Origin of the sequence: Streptomyces sp. ISL-43, from assembly GCF_018614195.1 — a bacterium.
Taxonomy (GTDB): domain Bacteria; phylum Actinomycetota; class Actinomycetes; order Streptomycetales; family Streptomycetaceae; genus Streptomyces.
In genome coordinates this window covers 356,452-375,846 of record NZ_JAGGOT010000002.1, presented here as the reverse complement: position 1 = coordinate 375,846, position 19,395 = coordinate 356,452, and the positions used below count along the sequence as shown (strand labels likewise).

General features: G+C 72.1%; 17 protein-coding genes. 10 read left to right on the top strand and 7 right to left on the bottom strand.

Translation table 11 applies throughout. The annotated features are described in order from the left end of the window. Positions 1-115: 115 nt before the first annotated feature. The 7 genes from rarD to J7F03_RS02420 form a co-directional block, all read right to left on the bottom strand. Positions 116-1,135 (bottom strand): EamA family transporter RarD, encoded by a 1,020-nt coding sequence (rarD, locus tag J7F03_RS02450; RefSeq protein ID WP_214946920.1) that lies wholly within the window; start codon positions 1,133-1,135, stop codon positions 116-118. Between the two features lie 98 nt (positions 1,136-1,233). Further along, on the bottom strand, positions 1,234-2,100 hold the full coding sequence (locus tag J7F03_RS02445) for an SDR family oxidoreductase (protein WP_214946919.1): 867 nt from the start codon (positions 2,098-2,100) through the stop codon (positions 1,234-1,236). A gap of 183 nt (positions 2,101-2,283) precedes the next feature. Further along, positions 2,284-3,342, bottom strand: a complete 1,059-nt coding sequence (locus J7F03_RS02440) for a 2-oxoacid:ferredoxin oxidoreductase subunit beta (RefSeq protein WP_214946918.1) — start codon at positions 3,340-3,342, stop codon at positions 2,284-2,286. Then, positions 3,335-5,326, bottom strand: a complete 1,992-nt coding sequence (locus J7F03_RS02435) for a 2-oxoacid:acceptor oxidoreductase subunit alpha (protein ID WP_214946917.1) — start codon at positions 5,324-5,326, stop codon at positions 3,335-3,337. Before J7F03_RS02435 ends, J7F03_RS02440 begins: the two co-directional genes overlap by 8 nt. 144 nt (positions 5,327-5,470) lie before the next feature. After that, complete coding sequence (locus J7F03_RS02430) at positions 5,471-6,130, bottom strand: response regulator transcription factor (protein ID WP_214946996.1); 660 nt, start codon at positions 6,128-6,130, stop codon at positions 5,471-5,473. A gap of 215 nt (positions 6,131-6,345) precedes the next feature. Continuing rightward, positions 6,346-7,647: a sensor histidine kinase gene (locus J7F03_RS02425; protein WP_214946916.1), complete on the bottom strand. Its 1,302-nt coding sequence runs from the start codon at positions 7,645-7,647 to the stop codon at positions 6,346-6,348. A 361-nt stretch (positions 7,648-8,008) separates the two neighbouring features. Next, positions 8,009-9,187, bottom strand: coding sequence for a sensor histidine kinase (locus J7F03_RS02420; protein ID WP_214946915.1), 1,179 nt, complete (start codon positions 9,185-9,187; stop codon positions 8,009-8,011). A 155-nt stretch (positions 9,188-9,342) separates the two neighbouring features. On the opposite strand from J7F03_RS02420, the gene J7F03_RS02415 reads away from it, so the two are divergent. Genes J7F03_RS02415 through J7F03_RS02370 form a run of 10 tightly spaced genes read left to right on the top strand, consistent with a single transcriptional unit; the run spans position 9,343 to position 19,336 of the window. After that, positions 9,343-9,750, top strand: a complete 408-nt coding sequence (locus J7F03_RS02415) for an NADH-quinone oxidoreductase subunit A (protein WP_214946914.1) — start codon at positions 9,343-9,345, stop codon at positions 9,748-9,750. Then, the gene (locus J7F03_RS02410) at positions 9,741-10,358 is read left to right on the top strand and encodes an NADH-quinone oxidoreductase subunit B (RefSeq protein ID WP_214946913.1); all 618 of its coding nucleotides are present in this window, start codon (positions 9,741-9,743) and stop codon (positions 10,356-10,358) included. Before J7F03_RS02415 ends, J7F03_RS02410 begins: the two co-directional genes overlap by 10 nt. Further along, the gene (locus J7F03_RS02405; protein WP_214946912.1) at positions 10,355-11,584 is read left to right on the top strand and encodes an NADH-quinone oxidoreductase subunit C; all 1,230 of its coding nucleotides are present in this window, start codon (positions 10,355-10,357) and stop codon (positions 11,582-11,584) included. The genes J7F03_RS02410 and J7F03_RS02405 overlap by 4 nt, the downstream gene beginning before the upstream one ends. Then, the gene (locus J7F03_RS02400) at positions 11,581-12,549 is read left to right on the top strand and encodes a complex I subunit 1 family protein (protein ID WP_214946911.1); all 969 of its coding nucleotides are present in this window, start codon (positions 11,581-11,583) and stop codon (positions 12,547-12,549) included. Before J7F03_RS02405 ends, J7F03_RS02400 begins: the two co-directional genes overlap by 4 nt. Continuing rightward, positions 12,550-13,176, top strand: coding sequence for an NADH-quinone oxidoreductase subunit I (locus J7F03_RS02395; RefSeq protein ID WP_214946910.1), 627 nt, complete (start codon positions 12,550-12,552; stop codon positions 13,174-13,176). Beyond that, positions 13,173-13,811, top strand: coding sequence for an NADH-quinone oxidoreductase subunit J (locus J7F03_RS02390; protein WP_214946909.1), 639 nt, complete (start codon positions 13,173-13,175; stop codon positions 13,809-13,811). Before J7F03_RS02395 ends, J7F03_RS02390 begins: the two co-directional genes overlap by 4 nt. Further along, positions 13,811-14,152, top strand: a complete 342-nt coding sequence (gene nuoK, locus J7F03_RS02385) for an NADH-quinone oxidoreductase subunit NuoK (RefSeq protein ID WP_214946908.1) — start codon at positions 13,811-13,813, stop codon at positions 14,150-14,152. The genes J7F03_RS02390 and nuoK overlap by 1 nt, the downstream gene beginning before the upstream one ends. Next, on the top strand, positions 14,149-16,167 hold the full coding sequence (locus J7F03_RS02380) for an NADH-quinone oxidoreductase subunit L (RefSeq protein WP_214946907.1): 2,019 nt from the start codon (positions 14,149-14,151) through the stop codon (positions 16,165-16,167). The genes nuoK and J7F03_RS02380 overlap by 4 nt, the downstream gene beginning before the upstream one ends. A 38-nt stretch (positions 16,168-16,205) precedes the next feature. Continuing rightward, complete coding sequence (locus tag J7F03_RS02375; protein WP_214946995.1) at positions 16,206-17,774, top strand: NuoM family protein; 1,569 nt, start codon at positions 16,206-16,208, stop codon at positions 17,772-17,774. Next, entirely contained in the window at positions 17,771-19,336 is a 1,566-nt protein-coding gene (locus J7F03_RS02370) for an NADH-quinone oxidoreductase subunit N (protein WP_214946906.1), read from the top strand. The genes J7F03_RS02375 and J7F03_RS02370 overlap by 4 nt, the downstream gene beginning before the upstream one ends. Positions 19,337-19,395 lie beyond the last annotated feature (59 nt).

Sequence of the window (19,395 nt, the reverse complement as noted above, 5' to 3'; positions counted from 1 at the left end):
TGTGACTGTCCGTCAAGAACACAATCCGGTCATGTTGGTTCGGAAACCGGACGATCCCCGCTCCGGAACTCCGGGGCGGGGATCGAGGGGTGCGGGAGCGCGCCCGCGGCTCCGGCTAGGCGGGCTCGTGCTCCGGGGTCTTGGCGGGGGCCGCGGCGGCCGGGACGGCGGCGGCGGTCGCGCGGTGCGCGAGGCCCGTCGGGAGGCCGGTCGTGAGGCCCGTCGGGAGCGATCCGAGGCGGATGGCCCGGGTGTGGCGGGCGGTGCGCAGCGCTTCCCAGGTGAGGATCGAGAGGGCGGCCCAGACCAGGGAGAAGCCGGCCCAGCGGGCGGGCGGCATGGCCTCGTGGAAGTACAGGACGCCGAGCCCGAACTGGAAGACCGGGGCCGTGTACTGGAGCAGCCCGAGGGTGGACAGCGGCACCCGGATCGCGGCCGCGCCGAAGCAGACCAGCGGGATCGCGGTGACCAGCCCGGTCGAGGCGAGCAGCGCGGAGTGCCCGAGGCCCTGGGCGGCGAAGGTGGACTGCCCCCGCGCGCCCAGCCACAGCAGGTAGCCCAGGGCGGGCAGGAACAGCAGCACGGTCTCGGCGGTCAGCGATTCCAGGCCGCCCATGTTGAGCTTCTTCTTGATCAGCCCGTACATGGCGAAGGAGAAGGCGAGCACGAGCGAGATCCACGGCGGCCGCCCGTACCCGATGGCCAGCACCAGTACAGCGGCCACGCCGATGCCGACCGCCGCCCACTGCGCGCGGCGCAGCCGTTCGCCGAGGAGCAGCACGCCGAGCGCGATGGTGACGAGGGGGTTGATGAAGTAGCCGAGGCTCGCCTCGACCACCGCGCCGTTGTTGACGGCCCAGATGTACACGCCCCAGTTCACGGTGATCAGGGCGGCGGCCAGCCCGGTGAGCGCGAGCTTGCGCGGCTGGCGCAGCAGCTCGCTCACCCAGCTCCAGCGGCGCAGGGCGAGCAGCGCCAGGCCGACGACGGCCAGGGACCACACCATGCGGTGGGCGAGGATCTCCAGGGCTCCGGAGGGCTGCAGGAGCGGCCAGAAGAGGGGTACGACGCCCCACATCCCGTACGCGCCGAATCCGTAGAGCAGACCCGCGCGCTGGTCGTTCTCCGCCTTCACGGGACCTCCAGTGATATTCAAGCCAACCTGAAGACCGTAGCGCCGGACGGGCCGGATGTCATCACCGTTACCGCGAGATGCTCATGACGCTTCCGGTCCTACGGTCGCGTGGCGGCCAGCGCGTCCGCGATCGCCCCGGCCACCGGAGTCGTCGGCCGCCCGATGAGCCGGGTCAGGTCGCCGCCGGTGGAGGCCAGCCGGCCGCGCCGGATCGCCGCGTCCACGTCCACGAACACCGCCGCGAACCCCTCCGGGAGCCCGGCGCCGGTCAGGACCGCCTGGTGCGCCTCGGGCGTGAGCTCGGTGTACGCGACCTCGCGGCCCGCCTGGGCCGACAGCTCGGCGGCGTACTCCGCCAGGCTCCACGAGGCGTCCCCGGAGAGCTCGTAGGCCCGGTTCAGGTGGCCCTCGCCGGTCAGCGCCACGGCAGCGGCGGCCGCGTAGTCGGCGCGGGCCGCCGAGGCGACGCGGCCCTCGCCCGCGCTGCCCACGAGGGCGCCGCGCTCCAGCTGGGAGGCCAGGTCGCGGGTGTAGTTCTCGTGGTACCAGCCGTTGCGCAGGAAGGTGTACGGGATCCCGGAGTCGAGGATCGCCTGCTCGGTGGCCCGGTGCTCGGCCGCCAGCTCGAAGTCGGCCTCGGGTCCGCCGAGGATGCCGGTGTAGGCGAGCTGGGCGACCCCGGCGGCGCTCGCGGCCTTCAGGACGGCGGTGTGCTGGGCGACCCGGCGGCCTATCTCGTTGCCGGAGACCAGCAGCACCCGGTCGCCGGCCCGGAAGGCCCCGGCCAGGCTCGCGGGGTCGTCGTAGTCGGCGACCCGCAGCTCGACGCCGCGCTCGGCGAGGTCGGCGGCCTTGGCGGCGTCGCGTACGACGGCGGCGATCCGGTCGGCGGGGACGCGGGTCAGCAGCTCCTCGACGACAAGGCGGCCGAGGGCTCCGGTGGCTCCGGTGACGACGATGCTCATGGGGGTTCTCCTCCGTGCGGTGGGCCTCGGGGGTGGGGCCTGACGCAACCTTACGGTAAGCGCTAACTTTTAGAAAGTAAGCTGGTGGAGAAGGGTGTGAGGCGCGTCCGGATACGCCGAAGCCCGGACCTCCAGAGGGAGATCCGGGCTTCGGTCGGCGGGGGCCGCCGGGAGCCGAGGGGCTCAGCCGACGACGGTCCAGGTGTCGTTCCCGCTCAGCAGCGTGCTCAGGTCGCCCTTGCCGCTGCGGTCCACGGCCGTCTCCAGCTGCTCGGCCATGAGCGTGTCGTAGACCGGCCGCCGTACGTTGCGGAAGACACCGATGGGGGTCTGGCGCAGCGTGTCGGGGTCGGCGAGGCGGGAGAGCGCGAAGGCGTTGGTCGGGGACGCGGAGGACGCGTCGTGGATCAGGACCCGCGACTCGTTCTCCGGGGTGACGGTGACGACCTCCAGGTCTCCGGTGGCCGGGTTGCGCACGACGCCCTTGGCGTTGTCGACGCCGAAGCGGATCGGCTGCCCCTGCTCCAGGCGGATCACGGCGTCCTGTGCCTGCTCCCGGTCCTTCAGGACCTCGAAGGCGCCGTCGTTGAAGATGTTGCAGTTCTGGTAGATCTCCACCAGCGCCGTGCCCTGGTGGTCGGCGGCGGCGCGCAGTACCTCGGTGAGGTGTTTGCGGTCGGAGTCGACCGTCCGGGCCACGAAGGAGGCTTCCGCGCCGATGGCCAGGGACACCGGGTTGAAGGGCGCGTCGAGGGAGCCCATCGGGGTCGACTTGGTGATCTTGCCGACCTCGGAGGTGGGGGAGTACTGGCCCTTGGTCAGTCCGTAGATCCGGTTGTTGAACAGCAGGATCTTGAGGTTGACGTTGCGGCGCAGGGCGTGGATCAGGTGGTTTCCGCCGATGGAGAGGGCGTCGCCGTCGCCGGTGACGACCCAGACGGAGAGGTCGCGGCGCGAGGAGGCGAGGCCGGTGGCGATGGCCGGGGCGCGGCCGTGGATGGAGTGCATCCCGTAGGTGTTCATGTAGTACGGGAAGCGGGAGGAGCAGCCGATGCCGGAGACGAAGACGATGTTCTCCTTCGCCAGGCCGAGCTCGGGCATGAAGCCCTGCACGGCGGCGAGGACCGCGTAGTCGCCACAGCCGGGGCACCAGCGGACTTCCTGGTCCGACTTGAAGTCCTTCATGGACTGCTTGGCGGCGGCCTTGGGGACGAGGGAGAGCAGGGTGGGCGCCTCAGTCATTGATGGCCTCCTCGAGATGCGTGGCGAGCTGCTCGGCCTTGAACGGCATGCCGTTCACCTGGTTGTACGACGCCGCGTCGACCAGGTACTTCGCCCTCAGGAGGGTCGCGAGCTGCCCGAGGTTCATCTCCGGCACCACTACCTTGTCGTAACGCTTCAGGACCTCGCCCAGATTCCTCGGGAAGGGGTTGAGGTGGCGCAGATGGGCCTGCGCGATGGGGAGCCCGGCGAGCCGCAGCCGGCGTACGGCGGCCGTGATCGGGCCGTAGGTCGAGCCCCAGCCGATGACCAGGGTCCGTGCGCCGTCCGGGTCGTCGACTTCCAGGTCCGGGACCTCGATGCCGTCGATCTTGGCCTGGCGGGTACGGACCATGAGGTCGTGGTTCGCGGGGTCGTAGGAGATGTTGCCGGTGCCGTCCTGCTTCTCGATGCCGCCGATGCGGTGTTCGAGGCCCGGGGTGCCGGGGACCGCCCAGGGGCGGGCCAGGGTCCGCGGATCGCGCTTGTACGGCCAGAACACCTCGGTGCCGTCCGCGAGCTCGTGGTTGGGGCCGGAGGCGAACTGCACCGTCAGGTCCGGGAGGTCCGCCACGTCCGGGATCCGCCAGGGCTCGGAGCCGTTGGCGAGGTAGCCGTCGGAGAGCAGGAACACCGGGGTCCGGTAGGTCAGCGCGATCCTGGCGGCGTCGAGCGCGGCGTCGAAGCAGTCCGCCGGGGTGCGCGGGGCCACGATCGGGACCGGGGCCTCGCCGTTGCGCCCGTACATGGCCTGGAGCAGATCGGCCTGCTCGGTCTTGGTCGGCAGACCCGTCGAAGGGCCGCCGCGCTGGATGTCCACGATCAGCAGCGGCAGCTCCAGCGAGACCGCCAGACCGATCGTCTCGGACTTCAGCGCCACGCCGGGGCCCGAGGTCGTCGTCACGGCGAGGGAGCCGCCGAAGGCCGCGCCCAGGGCCGCGCCGATCCCCGCGATCTCGTCCTCGGCCTGGAAGGTCCGCACGCCGAAGTTCTTGTGCTTGCTCAGCTCGTGCAGGATGTCGGAGGCCGGGGTGATCGGGTACGAGCCCAGGTAGAGGGGGAGATCGGCCTGCTGACCTGCGGCGATCAGCCCGTAGGACAGGGCCAGGTTCCCCGAGATGTTGCGGTAGGTGCCGGCCGGGAAGGCGCGGGTGGCCGGGGCCACCTCGTAGGAGACGGCGAAGTCCTCGGTGGTCTCGCCGAAGTTCCAGCCCGCCCGGAAGGCCGCCACATTCGCCTCGGCGATCTGCGGCTTCTTCGCGAACTTCTGCCGCAGGAACGTCTCGGTGCCCTCGGTGGGCCGGTGGTACATCCAGGACAGCAGACCCAGCGCGAACATGTTCTTGCTGCGCTCGGCCTCCTTGCGGGACAGCCCGAAGTCCTTCAGCGCCTCGATGGTCAGGGTGGTCAGTGGCACCGGGTGGACGCTGTAGGCGTCCAGGGAGCCGTCCTCCAGCGGGGAGCTCTCGTAGCCGACCTTCGCCATCGGGCGCTTGGTGAACTCATCGGTATTGACGATGATCTCCGCACCGCGCGGCACGTCCGCGATGTTCGCCTTCAGTGCGGCCGGGTTCATCGCGACCAGCACGTTCGGGGCGTCGCCGGGCGTCAGGATGTCGTGATCGGCGAAATGCAGCTGGAAGGACGACACGCCCGGCAGGGTTCCGGCGGGCGCCCTGATCTCGGCGGGAAAGTTCGGCAGCGTCGAGAGGTCGTTCCCGTAGGAAGCGGTCTCCGAGGTGAAGCGGTCACCGGTGAGCTGCATTCCGTCACCCGAGTCACCCGCGAAGCGGATGATCACCCGATCGAGGCGGCGGACTTCCTTGCCGCCCCCGCCGGCGGGGGCGGTGGTGCCGCCTCCGGCCGGGTTGTCACCGTTCGGGCCCGGGGGCGTCCGCTGCTCGCCGACGACCGCGCCTTCGGCCCCGTCGGACTGCTCGGCTGGGCTACTGACCTGGCTGGTCACTGAACTGGACCTCCTTCGAGGCGTGAGCTCTCCCAAGTTCCACCCTACGTCCGTAGGGATTGTTGCCCCTGGATGCTCATTTTCTGGACCGTCCTCTGAGACGGTCTGTCCGAATCCGGCCTTACCTGACAGAGTGTCAGTTGATCAAGATCTTAGGTAGGTGAGGACGGCCAGCACACGCCGGTGATCCCCGTCACTCGGTGACAGGCCGAGCTTCATGAAGATGTTGCTCACGTGCTTCTCCACCGCCCCGTCACTCACCACCAGCTGCTTGGCCGCGGCGGAATTGGTCCGCCCCTCGGCCATCAGCCCGAGCACCTCGCGCTCGCGCGGGGTCAGCCCGGCCAGTACGTCCTGCTTGCGGCTGCGGCCGAGCAGCTGCGCCACGACCTCCGGGTCCAGGGCGGTGCCGCCCCGGGCCACGCGCACGACGGCGTCGAGGAACTCCCGGACCTCGGCCACCCGGTCCTTCAGCAGATACCCCACCCCGGTGCTGGAACCGGCCAGCAGTTCGGTGGCGTACTGCTCCTCCACGTACTGTGACAAAACGAGCACCCCTATGCCGGGGTAGTCGCGCCGCAGCCGCACGGCGGCACGCACGCCTTCGTCGGTGTGCGTCGGCGGCATCCGCACATCGGCCACCACCACATCCGGCAGCGCGTCCTCCGCTGCCAGCTCCGCCACCGTCTTGATCAGGGCTTCCGCGTCCCCGACGCCCGCAACGACGTCATGCCCCCGGTCGGTCAGCAACCGGGTCAGGCCCTCACGCAGCAGCACTGAATCCTCGGCGATGACCACCCGCACCCTGTCTTCCACGACTCAGCAGCTCCCATGTTCACTCGCCCGTTTCCCTGACTCAGCCAAGCATCCCAGCCTTGCGGCCGGATCAAGGCGGAGTGGGATCAACGAGTAGGGGTGGGAAAGCTGTTTTCGGGGTCGGAAGCCCTCCCTCCGCCCCGCGGACCCGAAAGTCAGCCCTTCGGCCCCGCTTTCGGACCTTGCCGGGCGCGCGGAGACGGTCAGGCGCGCCAGGGGAGCTCGGCGGTGACGGTGGTGCCGCCGTCCGCGGGGGAGTCCACGATGAGCACGCCGTCCACCGCGTCCAGCCGCTCGGCCAGCCCGGCCAGTCCCGACCCGGTCAGGGCGGACGCTCCGCCCCGGCCGTCGTCCGTGACCTGGATCAGCAGCCGCTCGCCGGACTTCCACACGTCGACGGCGGCCGTACGGGCCCTCGCGTGCTTGCTGATGTTCTGGAGCAGCTCCGAGACGGTGAAGTACGCGATCCCCTCGATCGCCGCCGCCGGACGCGCGGGCAGCTCCACGGCCACCCGTACCGGCACGGCACACCGGGAGGCCACCGAGGACAGCGCCGCGTCCAGACCGCGGTCGGTGAGTACCGCCGGATGGATCCCGCGGGCCAGGTCGCGCAGCTCCTGCAGGGCGATCTTCACCTCGCCGTGCGCCTCGTCGACCATGCGGGCGGCCGCCCGCGGGTCCTCGGTCAGCTTCTCCTTCGCCAGCCCCAGATCCATGGCCAGCGCCACCAGCCGGGCCTGCGCCCCGTCGTGCAGGTCCCGCTCGATGCGCCGCAGGTCGGCGGCCGCCGTGTCGACGACGACCCCGCGGTCGGACTCCAGCTCGGTGACCCGGTGCGCGAGCCGCGACGGGCCGAGCAGCCCGGCGACGAGCACCCGGTCGACGGTCGTCAGGGCGCGGACGACCCAGGGAGTGGTGACGGTGAAGGCGAGCCCGATCAGGCAGGTCAGCGCGATCGCCAGGGGCGAGTCCAGGTAGAACGAGTACTCGTCGTTCTGGAAGAGCTGCAACCCCGGCTGGTCGGTGTAGGCCGGGAAGACCCAGAACCAGAGGGGGTACAGCAGCATCGCCCACCCGAAGGCCCAGAACACCAGGGCCACGCAGGAGCTGAACACCGCCCAGGGGAAGTGGATCACGGAGTACAGCACGTGCCGCCAGGCGCTCCCGCTCTTCAGCAGCGCCCCCATGGCGGCGATCATCCCGCTCTTCCTCGCCCGGATCGGCGCGGGCTCGGCGATGTCGTGGCCCAGCATCCCGCGCACCCGGGCGCGCTCCAGCCGGCCGAAGCCGCGGCACAGGGCGAGCACCCCGGCGAGCACCGGGACTCCGAGGAAGGTGACGAGCAGTCCGGCGCCGAGGCTGACGCCCGCGACGGCGAGCGAGAAGTAGAGCGCGCTGAGCGGCAGCCCGAGCAGCAGATACCCGAACTCCCGCCAGGTCCGCCCCTCCACGGGAGCCCGCAGCACCCTGCCGATCCCACTGCCGCCGTGCGCGCTGCTGCCCATGATCCCGACCCGCCTTTCGATCCGCCTTGACCCTCCAACCCTCCCGCCGCGCCCCCACCGAAACCATCCGGCGCGTCGGTCTCTCCCCCCGGGGGTTATCCCCACCCCCTACACCGGACCGGGCGCCGCCCCCCCCTCCGCGCCGCCCGGGAGCACGTCTCGGGCAGCGCGGAGGGGTGGCGGGGCGGCCACCGGATCAGAGCGCTCCCGCCGCGCCGCAGCCATGCCTCAGCCCCGCCCCGGAGCACCTCCCGGGCGGGGCTGGAGACGGCGGGCACCGGAGCCGTACCTCAGCCCCGCCGGCGTTCGGGGCGCTGCCACGGCGCCGCAGCCGGAAACGGCGGCCCGGCCGGGCCCCCGCTCACGCCACGCGATCGCGCCACGGCAGCTCCGCCGTCACCACCGTCCCCGCCCCCTCCGGGGACTCCACCACCAGCACCCCGTCCACCGCGTCCAGCCGTTCACCGAGCCCCGCCAGCCCCGACCCGCCCCGGACGTCCGCACCGCCGCGCCCGTCGTCCGACACCCGGATCAGCAGCCGCCGCTCCGCCCGCCAGACCTCCACGGAGGCGCCCCGCGCCTGCGGACCCGCGTGCTTGCTCACGTTCTGCAGCAGCTCCGAGACCACGAAGTACGCGATCCCCTCGATCGCCTCCGCCGGCCGCGCCGGCAGGTCGACCGCCACCTTCACCGGCACCAGGCACCGCGAAGCCACCGACGACAGCGCCGCGTCCAGCCCCCGGTCGGTCAGCACCGCCGGGTGGATGCCCCGCGCCAGGTCCCGCAGTTCGCGCAGCGCGAGCTTCACCTCGCCGTGCGCCTCGTCCACCATCGCCGCCGCCCCCTCGGGGTCCTCCAGCAGCTTCTCCTTCGCCAGGCCCAGCCCCATGGCCAGCGCCACCAGCCGGGCCTGCGCCCCGTCGTGCAGGTCCCGTTCGATGCGCCGCAGGTCCGCCGCCGCCGTGTCGACGACGACCCCCCGGTCGGACTCCAGTTCCGCGATCCGCCGCTCCAGTTCGTCCGACGGCGACAGGAGGCCCCGTACCATCGCCCGGTCCACGTTCGCGAGCCCGCGGGCCACCCACGGCAGTACCGGCCACAGCACGAACAGCCCGGTCAGCGCCACGGCGAAGGTGAGCACCGCCCACGGCAGCCGCACCAGCTCGAACAGCACGGTCCGCCACGCCACCGGGTCCTTGAGTCCGGCCCACAGCCAGGGGAAGAACCCCCCGGCGCGCGCCGGCCCGGGCATCGGGCTCGGCTCCTCCACCCGCACGCCCAAGAGATCGCGCGCCCGCGCCCGTTCCAGCCGTCCCAACTGGCGAGACAGGAAAAGACCGCATGCGAGCAGCGGAAGACCGATCGCGGTCACGGACAGACCGCCCGCGGTCGACACCATGAAGACCGTGTAGACGAACCCGATGAGGGCGGCGGGGAAATTGCTCAGCAGGTACGCGATTTCCTTCCACGTCACGGCACTGAAGGGAGCGCGCACGGGAGGAGGAGCGTCGTCGCCGGGGGTGTGATCGGTCGCGGTCATGCGCCCACCCTGTCAAGCGCGCGCGCCCGATGCCATCGGGTAGCCGGGCCGAGGTAAACGGGGGATAACCCCACCCCGTCGTAGCCAGGCCCTAGACTCCCGTCCGTACCAGATCAACCTGATCGTCGACAGTCGCCGAGGAACGAGGAACGGACGTGCCCGAACCGACGGTATCGACCGTAACCGTGCTCGCCGCGGACTACTTCCAGACGTATTCGGTCGTCGGCCTCCTGGCCGCGCTCGGCGTGCTGTTCGTGGCCGTGGCGTTCGGCGCCGGCCGCCTGCTGCGGCCCGTCGTCCCGACCCGCGAGAAGCTGCTGACCTACGAGTGCGGCGTGGACCCCGTGGGCGAGGGCTGGGCGCACACCCAGGTCCGCTACTACGTCTACGCCTTCCTCTACGTCATCTTCGCCGTCGACTCGATCTTCCTGTTCCCGTGGGCGACGGTGTTCGCCGCCGCCGGTTACGGCGCCACGACGCTGGTGGAGATGTTCATCTTCCTCGGCTTCCTGGCCGTCGGCCTGCTCTATGCGTACAAGAAGGGCGTCCTCGAATGGCTGTGACACCGGCTGGGACACCGGCCGTGCCGTCGGAGCCGCAGCTGCTCCCGGAGCCGAAGAAGCTGGGAGTGCTCTCCCGCCTCGCGCCCGAGCCCATGAAGGTGGTCCTCAACTGGGGCCGCCGCTACAGCTTGTGGGTCTTCAACTTCGGCCTCGCCTGCTGCGCGATCGAGTTCATCGCGGCCTCGATGGCCCGCCACGACTTCATCCGGCTCGGAGTGATCCCCTTCGCGCCCGGCCCGCGCCAGGCCGACCTCATGATCGTTTCCGGCACGGTGACGGACAAGATGGCCCCGGCCGTCAAGCGGCTGTACGAGCAGATGCCCGAGCCGAAGTACGTCATCTCCTTCGGCGCGTGCTCCAACTGCGGCGGGCCGTACTGGGACTCGTACTCGGTGACCAAGGGCGTCGACCAGATCATCCCGGTCGACGTCTACGTCCCGGGCTGCCCGCCCCGCCCCGAGGCGCTGCTGCAGGGCATCCTCAAACTGCAGGAGAAGATCGCCCGCGAATCGCTGGCCGAGCGCTACGCGACGACGGCCCCCCCGTCGCCCGCGCAGCTGACCAGCGCCCTCGTCACCCCTCCGGCCACCCCCGGGACGGACGCGTGAACCTCTACGACTCCCTCCCGGACGCGGCGGGAACGGTCTTCGGCGCGGAAGCCGTGGGCTCGTACGCGTACTCCGTCCTCACCGTCGACGTCCCCACCGCGAGCTGGATCCCCGCGCTGGAGATCGCCCGCGACAAGCTGGGCTGCACGTACTTCGACTGGCTGAGCGCGGTCGACGAGCCGGGCACCGGCTTCCGGATCTGCGCGCACGTGGTCTCGCTGGAGAACCACCGCGTACGCCGCCTCCTGCTGCGGACCACCGTCCCGCACTCGGCGCCGTCCCTGCCCTCCGCGGTCTCGGTGTACGCGGGCGCCGAATGGCACGAGCGCGAGACCTTCGAGATGTTCGGCGTCGTCTTCACGGACCACCCGAACCTCGTCCCGCTGCTCCTCCCCGAGAACTTCGAAGGCCATCCGCTGCGCAAGGACTTCGTCCTCGCCGCGCGCGTCGCCAAGGCCTGGCCGGGCGCCAAGGAGCCGGGCGAGGCACACGATCCGGACGCCCCGAGGCGCCGCCAGATGCTTCCGCCGGGCGTGCCGGACCCCAACGACTGGGGCCCGATGAAGGGCCAGCTTCCGCCGGCCCCCGCCCGCCCCGCCCGCACCCCCCGAGCGGCCGCCGGCGCGGCCGGGGCCACCGGGGAACGCCCGGTCCGCGCCCCCCGCGAGGGCGCCCCGGTCCGCCGCACCCGCACGGTCGGCGAAGGCTCGGCCAGCCAGGCCGCGGACCCGACGGCGACGACGACCCCGGCTCCGGCTCCGGCTCCGGACGAGGCCGCGCCGGCCCGCCCGGCCCGCCGCACCCGCTCGGTGTCCGAGGGCTCGGCCGGCCAGACGGCGGCCCCGGCGGACGCCGAAGGCACCCCGGCCGGCCGGACCGAGGCTCCGGCGGACGCCGAAGGCGCCCCCGCGGCGGAGCCGGGCACCGGCCCGGCCGACGCCGCGCGCCCTGTGCGCCGTACCCGCTCCGCGTCCGACGGCTCCGCGAGCCAGGCGGCCGAACCCGCGCCGGAGGCGCCGAAGCGGCCCGGGCCCCGGAGCACGGACGCGCCCTGGCACGACCCGAAGCCCGCCTTCGACGAGCCCCCCGGCGAACCGGCCGGCCCCGGCGAACCGGCCGGCCCCGGCGAACCGGCCGGCCCCGGCGAACCGGCCGGCCCCGCCGGGACCGAGACCGGGACCGAGACCGAGACCGACCCCACCACCGACAAGGGAGGCGACGCGTGAACGACGTCCTCGACGTCGCCCTGCGGCTGATCGTCGTCTTCGCCGTCTTCCTCGTGCTCCCGCTCGTCGTCGGGCAGACCGAGCACAAGGTGATGGCCCACATGCAGGGCCGCCTCGGCCCCATGTACGCCGGCGGCTTCCACGGCTGGGCCCAGCTCGTCGCCGACGGGGTCAAGTTCGCGCAGAAGGAAGACATCGTCCCGGTCAACGCCGACCGCCGGATCTTCCAGCTCGCCCCCGCCGTCGCCCTGCTCCCGTACCTCCTCGTCCTCATCGCCATCCCGATCGGCCCCGGCGAGGGCGCCGTCGGCCAGGTCATCGACGCCGGCATCTTCTACGTGCTCGCCGTCATGGGCATCGGCGTCCTCGGCTCGCTCATGGCCGGCTGGGCCTCCGCCAACAAGTTCTCCATGCTCGGCGGCCTCCGCACCGCCGCGCAGCTGCTCGCCTACGAGCTCCCCATGCTGCTCTCGGCGGCCTCGGTCGCCATGGCGGCCGGGACGGTGTCGCTCCCCGGCATCGTCGGCGCCTTCGAGTGGTGGTGGCTGCCCTGGCAGATCGTCGGCGGGCTCGTCTTCTTCACCGCCGGCCTCGCCGAACTCCAGCGGCCCCCCTTCGACATGCCCGTCGCCGACTCGGAGATCATCTTCGGCGCGTACACCGAGTACACCGGCCTGCGCTTCGCGCTGTTCCTGCTCGCCGAGTACGCCGGCATCGTCGTCCTCTGCGCCCTCACCACCGTCCTCTTCCTGGGCGGCTGGCACGGCCCCTTCGGCGGCGACGACTTCGGCTGGGTCTGGACCCTGCTCAAGATCGCCGCGCTCTCCTTCGTGGTGATCTGGCTCCGCGTGAGCTACCCCCGGCTGCGCGAGGACCAGCTGCAGAAGGTGGCCTGGACCGTACTCATCCCGCTCGCGCTCGCCCAGATCGCGCTCACCGGCATCGTGAAGGTGGCGATCCAGTAAATGCCTCCCATCCCCGGCTCCGGCCTCGCCAAGGGCCTGGCCGTGACCCTGCGCACGATGACGAAGCGCTCGCACACCGCCCAGTACCCCGATGTGCAGCCCGAACTCCCGCCGCGCTCGCGCGGGGTCATCGGCCTGTTCGAGGAGAACTGCACGGTCTGCATGCTGTGCGCGCGCGAGTGCCCCGACTGGTGCATCTACATCGACTCCCACAAGGAGACGGTGCCGGCCCCCGCCCCCGGCGGCCGTGAGCGCAGCCGCAACGTCCTCGACCGCTTCGCCATCGACTTCGCCCTCTGCATGTACTGCGGCATCTGCATCGAGGTGTGCCCCTTCGACGCGCTCTTCTGGTCGCCGGAGTTCGAGTACGCCGAGACCGACATCCGCGAACTCACCCACGAGCGCGACAAGCTGCGCGAGTGGATGTGGACCGTCCCGGCCCCGCCCGCCCTGGACCCGGCCGCCGAGGAACCCAAGGAAGTCGCCGCCGCCCGCAAGGCCGTGGAGAAGGCCGAGGTCGCGGCAGCCGCAGCAGCAGCAGCAGCAGCAGCCGCCGCGGCGGCTGCCGCCGCGGAGGCCGAGCCGAACCCCGACACCCCGGCTCCGGCCCCGGAAGGAGACGCGTGATCACCGCAGCCGCCCAAGGCAACGGCTTCCTCTCCCCGACCGGCGTCGAGATCGCCTTCGTCCTCGTCGGCCTCGCCACCCTCGGCGCGGCCGCCGTCACGGTCACCACCAGGCAGCTCGTGCACGCCGCCCTGTGGCTGGTCGTCGCGCTCGGCGGCGTCGCCGTCGACTACCTGCTGCTGACCGCCGAGTTCATCGCCTGGGTCCAGGTGCTGATCTACCTCGGCTCCGTGGTCGTCCTCCTCCTCTTCGGGCTGATGCTCACCAAGGCGCCCATCGGCCGCTCGCCGGACGCCGACTCGGGCAACCGGCCGGTCGCGCTCGGCGTCGCCCTCGTCGCGGCCGCCGCGCTCGTCTGGGTGGTCGTCGACGCCTTCCGCACCACCTGGATCGACCTCGACGGACCCGCCCAGGGCTCCACCAAGGTCTCCGGCGAGATCCTCTTCCGGCACTGGGTGCTGCCGTTCGAGGCGCTCTCCGTCCTCCTCCTCGCGGCCCTGATCGGCGCCATCGTGCTGTCCCGCAAGGACGCCCCCGCCACCGCGCCGACCGCCACCGCGCCGACCGCCACCGCGCCGGCCACCGGCGCGACGACCACCGACGCGCCCGCCGCGGACAAGAAGGGGCAGCGCTGATGCACCTCGCCTACCCCGCCGTGCTGGCGGCGCTCCTCTTCTGCACGGGCCTGTACGGAGTGCTCGCCCGCCGCAACGCCATCCTGGTCCTGATGTCCGTCGAGCTGATGCTCAACGCCGTCAACCTCAACCTGGTGGCCTTCGACGTCTGGCTGCGCGACACCCTGCACGCAGGCCAGGCCCTCACCCTCTTCACCATCGCCATCGCCGCCGCCGAGATCGGCATCGGCCTCGCGATCGTGCTGATGGTGTACCGCAACCGGGGCACCGCGGACGTCGACAAGCTGCGCGACACCGCCGAGGGCCACGAGCCGGACAGCGCGACTGGAGCCGCCGCGTGAGCACCCCGACCCTCGCCGTACTCGTCCCCCTCCTGCCCTTCCTGGGCGCGCTCGCGGGACTGCTGCTCGGCCGCAAAGCCCCCGGCTTCGTCAGGCCGCTCGCCATCCTGCCGACGCTGGGCGCCGCCGTGCTGGCCGTACTGGTCGCCTTCCGCCACGGCGGCGGCAAGGCGATCGACACGGCGACCGAGCTGACCCCGACCGGCTCGGTGCCGATCGAGCTCTCGCTCCACCTGGACGGCTTCGCCGTCATGGTGGCCGTGCTGGTCGGCGTCGTCGCCACCTGCGTACAGATCTACTCGACGGCGTACCTGCGCGAGGACCCGCGCTACGCGTCCTACTCCGCTCTGGTCTCACTGTTCACCTCCGCCATGCTGCTCGTCGTCTACTCCGGCGACCTGATGGTGCTGCTGGTCGGCTGGGAAGTCATGGGCATCTGCTCCTACTTCCTGGTCGGGCACTACTGGGAGACCGAGGCGGCCCGCTCCGCCTCCCTGAAGGCCTTCCTCGTCACCAAGCTCGGCGACGTCCCCTTCCTCATCGGCCTGTTCGCGCTCGCCACCGACGCCGGCTCCTTCCGGATCACGAAGATCCTGGGCACCGTCGCCGCCGGCGGGCTCGACCACCCGACGCTGATCGCGCTGCTCCTGCTGGCCGGAGTCGCGGGCAAGTCCGCGCAGTTCCCGCTGCACACCTGGCTCCCGGACGCCATGGCCGGCCCCACCCCGGTCTCCGCGCTGATCCACGCCGCGACGATGGTCGCCGCCGGTGTCTACTTCATCGCCCGGCTCCTCCCGGTCTTCGCGGCCTCCCGGGCAGCGCTGGTGGTCATGGCCGTCATGGCGGCCGTCACGATGGTCGGCTCCGCGCTCGCGGCCCTGGCCCAGGACGACATCAAGCGGGTGCTGGCCTACTCCACGATCGGCCAGCTCGGCTACATGACCGGGGCCCTGGCCGTCGGCGACCGCTCGGCCGCCGTCTTCCACCTCCTGTCCCACGGCGCCTTCAAGGCGCTCCTGTTCCTCGGCGCCGGCGTGATCATCCACGCCGCCGGTACGAACTCCCTGGCAGCCATGTCCCGCATGCGCGGCCTGGCGGGGCGCATCCCCGACGCCTTCTGGACGATGACGATCGCGCTGCTCGCGCTCGCCGCCATCCCGCCCTTCGCCGGCTTCTTCTCCAAGGAAGCCGTCCTCGTCGCCGCCGAGCACACCGCCGGCGGCCACTCGGAGCTCGCACCGAGCGCGGCCGGCTGGGTGGTCCTCGTCGCCGGCGTGCTGACCGCCCTGCTCACCGCCGCCTACGCCACCCGGCTGTGGCTGATGGCCTTCCGGGGCCGGGGCGCCGCAGCCCCGGACCACGGCAAGGAGCCCGTCGCCATGACCGGCGTGCTGTGGCTGCTGGCGATCCCGTCCGTCGGCTTCGGGCTGCTGGCCGGCCCGCTCGCCGACTTCTTCGACGGCAAGGAGCTCACCCCGTCGCTGACGACCTCGGTCCTCGGCACGGGCGCCGCCGTCGTCGGCGCCGTCCTCACCTACGCCCTGTGGCAGCGCGCCGAGGCCAAGGCCGCCCTGGCCCCGGCCGGAGCCGCCACCACCCGCGCCGAGGTGTCCGCGGCGGTCGCCGCCGCCGCCGAATCCGCCGCCGAGACCCCCGAGGTCGGCGAAGTCACCCACGACCACCCCGCCGTACCGGCCGGCCCCGCCGCCGACCCCGGCCGCGCGCTGCTCGGCCCGCTGCACCGGCACGCCGCCGCCGGCTTCCACTTGGACGCCGTCTACGACCGCCTCTTCGTCCGCCCCGTCCGAGCCGCCGCAGGCCTCGTACGCTTCCTCGACCGCGAGGTGGTGGACTCGTACGTCCGTGGCGCGGGCATCGGACCCCGGCTGCTCGGAGGCCTCGTACGCCGTGCCCAGACCGGCAACGTGCAGAGCTACCTGAGCGCCCTGCTCGCCGGCGCCGTGGTCCTGGCGATCGCCACCGCCGTCCTCGCCAACGTCAACGCCGGATCGTGAGCCGTGAGTCAGCCGTGATTGATATCAGCCCGTCCGTGATGCAGTTCCTTCTGGCGTTCGTCGTGGCCGCACCGCTCCTCGGCGCGGCCGCGGCCCTCCTGCCCGCCCCGCCCGGGCTGAAGGGCAAGAGCCCCGAACAAGCCGTGCTGCGCCACGGCGTGACCGTCACCGGCGTCATCCTCGCCGCGGCGATCGCCCTCGCCCTGGGCTTCGACCACGACGCCCCGTCCCGCTTCCAGGCGACGACGGACATCAGCTGGATCCAGGCGCTGAACGTCCGGATCCACCTCGGCATCGACGGCATCTCGCTCCCCCTCCTCCTGATGACCGCGCTGCTGTTCTTCCTGTGCGCGCTCTACAGCTATTTCAAGCTTCCCGCGGGCCCTTCCCCGAAGGCCTTCGTCGCGCTGCTCCTGGTCCTGGAGTCGGGCACCCTCGCGACCTTCGCCGTGCTCGATCTGCTGCTGTTCTTCCTGGCCTTCGAGATGGTCCTCATCCCGATGTACTTCCTCATCGCCCGCTGGGGCGGCGCCCAGCGTCAGGCCGCCGCCTGGAAGTTCATCCTCTACACGCTCCTCGGCTCGGTCGTCATGCTGCTCGGTCTGCTGCTGATCGGACTGAAAAGCGGCACTTTCGACATGGTGGCACTCGCCTCTGACAATGGCCGCGAACTGACCCACACCACCCAGATCCTGGCCGTCCTCGCCATCGGGATCGGCCTCGCCGTGAAGACCCCGATGTGGCCCCTGCACAGCTGGCTGCCCGACGCCCACACCGCCGCCCCCACCGTCGGCTCCGTCCTCCTCGCGGGCGTCCTGCTGAAGATGGGCACGTACGGGTTCGTGCGCATCCTGCTGCCCGCCACCCCCGACGGCATGGCCACCTTCGCGCCGTACCTGGGCGCCTTCGCCGCCGTCGGCATCGTCTACGGGTCCCTGGCCTGCCTCGCGCTCGCCCGCAAGGGCAGCAAGGGCGACCTCAAGCGCCTCATCGCCTACTCCTCCGTCGGCCACATGGGCTTCGTCCTGCTCGGCATCGCCTCGATGACCCCCACCGGCGTCAACGGCGCGCTCTTCGCCAACATCGCCCACGGCCTGATCACCGGCCTGCTCTTCTTCCTCGTCGGCGCGCTCAAGGACCGTTACGGCACCGCCGACCTGGACACCCTCGCCGGAGCCACCGGCGCGGCCCTCTACGGCCGCGCCCCCCGCTTCGGCGCGTTCCTCGCCTTCGCCGCCGTCGCCTCCCTCGGGCTGCCCGGCCTGGCCGGCTTCTGGGGCGAGATGCTGGCCCTCTTCGGGGCGTTCGACCCCGCCGAGGGGCTGTCGCGGCCCGCGTTCCTCACCTACACGGCCGTCGGAGCGTTCGGCACCCTGCTCACGGCCGCCTATCTTCTGATCGTCGTACGGCGGGTGTGCATGGGCGATCCGAAGACGGCGAGCACCGAGGGCACCGCCCCGGCGGCCCTCGCGGACATCCAGCGCTACGAGTTCGCCGCCTGGACTCCGCTCGTCGCCCTCACCGTCCTCGCCGGCCTGTGGCCCGCGGTCCTCCTCGGCCTCACCGACCCGGCCGTCCAGAAGCTCCTCGCGGGAGGCAACTCATGACGGTCCTTCACCCCCTCGTCAGCACCGCCGCCGACGCCCCCAGCCTGGTCCAGTCCGTCGACTGGCTCGCCATCGCGCCCGTCGTCATCACCGCCGCCGTCGCCCTGGCCGTCCTGGTCGCGGACCTCTTCGTACCCGAGCACCGCAAGCCGCTGCTCGGCTGGATCTCCGTGGCCGGACTCGCCGCGGCGACGGCCACCCTGCTGCCGCTGCGCGCGGGCGACCGCACCACCTTCTGCCTCACCGGCACCGGCACCGGCACGGGCGCCGACGCGTGCAGCTACGCCGCCGACCACTTCGCGCTCGTCGTCCAGTTCCTCGTACTGGGCGGCGCCCTGGTCACCGCCCTGCTGTCGGTCACCACCGTCCGCGAGGCGCGCATGCCGGCCGGCGAATACTGGTTCCTGCTGCTCTCCTCCGCCGCCGGCGCGGCCCTGCTGCCCGCCTCCCGCGACCTCGCGACCCTGATCGTCGCCCTCGAAGTCGCCTCGCTGCCCGCCTTCGCCCTCGTCGGCATGCGCCGCGGCGACCGGCTCTCCTCCGAGGCCGCCCTCAAGTTCTTCCTCTCCTCCGTCACGGCCACCGCCGTGTCGCTGATGGGCGTCAGCTTCGTCTACGCCGCCACCGGCTCCCTGCACCTCACCCAGATCGCAGAGCGGCTCGAACACGTCCCCGGCCAGCTCGACACCCTCGCCATGGCCGGCGTCGCCCTCACCCTCGTCGGCTTCGCCTTCAAGACGGCCGCCGTCCCCTTCCACTTCTGGGTCCCGGACACCTACGTCGGCGCGCCGCTGCCCGTCGCCGGATACCTGTCGGTCATCGGCAAGGCGGTCGGCTTCACCGGACTCATCCTCGTCACGGTGATCGCGTTCCCCGCGTACTCCGACATCTGGGGCCCGGCCCTCGCCGTCCTCGCCGCGCTCACCATGACGCTCGGCAACGCCGCCGCGCTGCGCCAGTCCGCCGACCGCCCGGGCGGCGCCGTACGGCTGCTCGCCTGGTCCTCGGTCGGCCAGGCCGGCTACCTGCTGGTCCCGATCGCCGCCGCCGCGTACGCCGGCCGCGACCAGATCGGCTCCACCGTCGCGTACGCCCTCATGTACGCCGCCGTGAACCTCGGCGCCTTCGCCGTGGCCGCCCTGGTGGCCCGTACGAAGCCGCTGCACCGGCTCGCCGACTACCGGGGGCTGTACGCCGAGCGCCCGCTCGCCGCCCTCGCGCTGGCCTTCTTCCTGCTCTGCCTGGCCGGTCTGCCGCCGGGCATCATCGGGCTCTTCGCGAAGGTCACCGTCTTCCGGTCGGCGGTCGACGCCGGACTGGGCTGGCTCGCCGTCGTCATGGCCGTCAACGTCGTCGTCGCGCTGTACTACTACCTGCGCTGGACGGCCCTGCTCTTCCGCACCCCCGAGGGGGACGCCGGGGAGGAGGGCGCGAGGGCCCGTACGAAGACCCCCTGGCCGGTCACCGCGGCCGTCGTGCTCACCGCCGCCACCGCCCTGGTCCTCTCGGGCGCCCCGCAGCTGGTCCTGCGCTTCGCCACGGGCAGCCTCTTCCCGCTGTAGGCCGCGCGCCCCGGCGCCCGAGTCACCCGTACGCGTGTCACCCGTACGGCCCAACAGGC

Coding starts and splice junctions, on each gene's coding strand:
- J7F03_RS02445 (WP_214946919.1), bottom strand. CDS start 2,100: ATGAGCATCGTCGTCACCGGAGCCACCGGAGCCCTCGGCCGCCTTGTC.
- J7F03_RS02440 (WP_214946918.1), bottom strand. CDS start 3,342: ATGACTGAGGCGCCCACCCTGCTCTCCCTCGTCCCCAAGGCCGCCGCC.
- J7F03_RS02425 (WP_214946916.1), bottom strand. CDS start 7,647: ATGGGCAGCAGCGCGCACGGCGGCAGTGGGATCGGCAGGGTGCTGCGG.
- J7F03_RS02420 (WP_214946915.1), bottom strand. CDS start 9,187: ATGACCGCGACCGATCACACCCCCGGCGACGACGCTCCTCCTCCCGTG.
- J7F03_RS02410 (WP_214946913.1), top strand. CDS start 9,741: ATGGCTGTGACACCGGCTGGGACACCGGCCGTGCCGTCGGAGCCGCAG.
- J7F03_RS02395 (WP_214946910.1), top strand. CDS start 12,550: ATGCCTCCCATCCCCGGCTCCGGCCTCGCCAAGGGCCTGGCCGTGACC.
- nuoK (WP_214946908.1), top strand. CDS start 13,811: ATGCACCTCGCCTACCCCGCCGTGCTGGCGGCGCTCCTCTTCTGCACG.
- J7F03_RS02375 (WP_214946995.1), top strand. CDS start 16,206: ATGCAGTTCCTTCTGGCGTTCGTCGTGGCCGCACCGCTCCTCGGCGCG.
- J7F03_RS02370 (WP_214946906.1), top strand. CDS start 17,771: ATGACGGTCCTTCACCCCCTCGTCAGCACCGCCGCCGACGCCCCCAGC.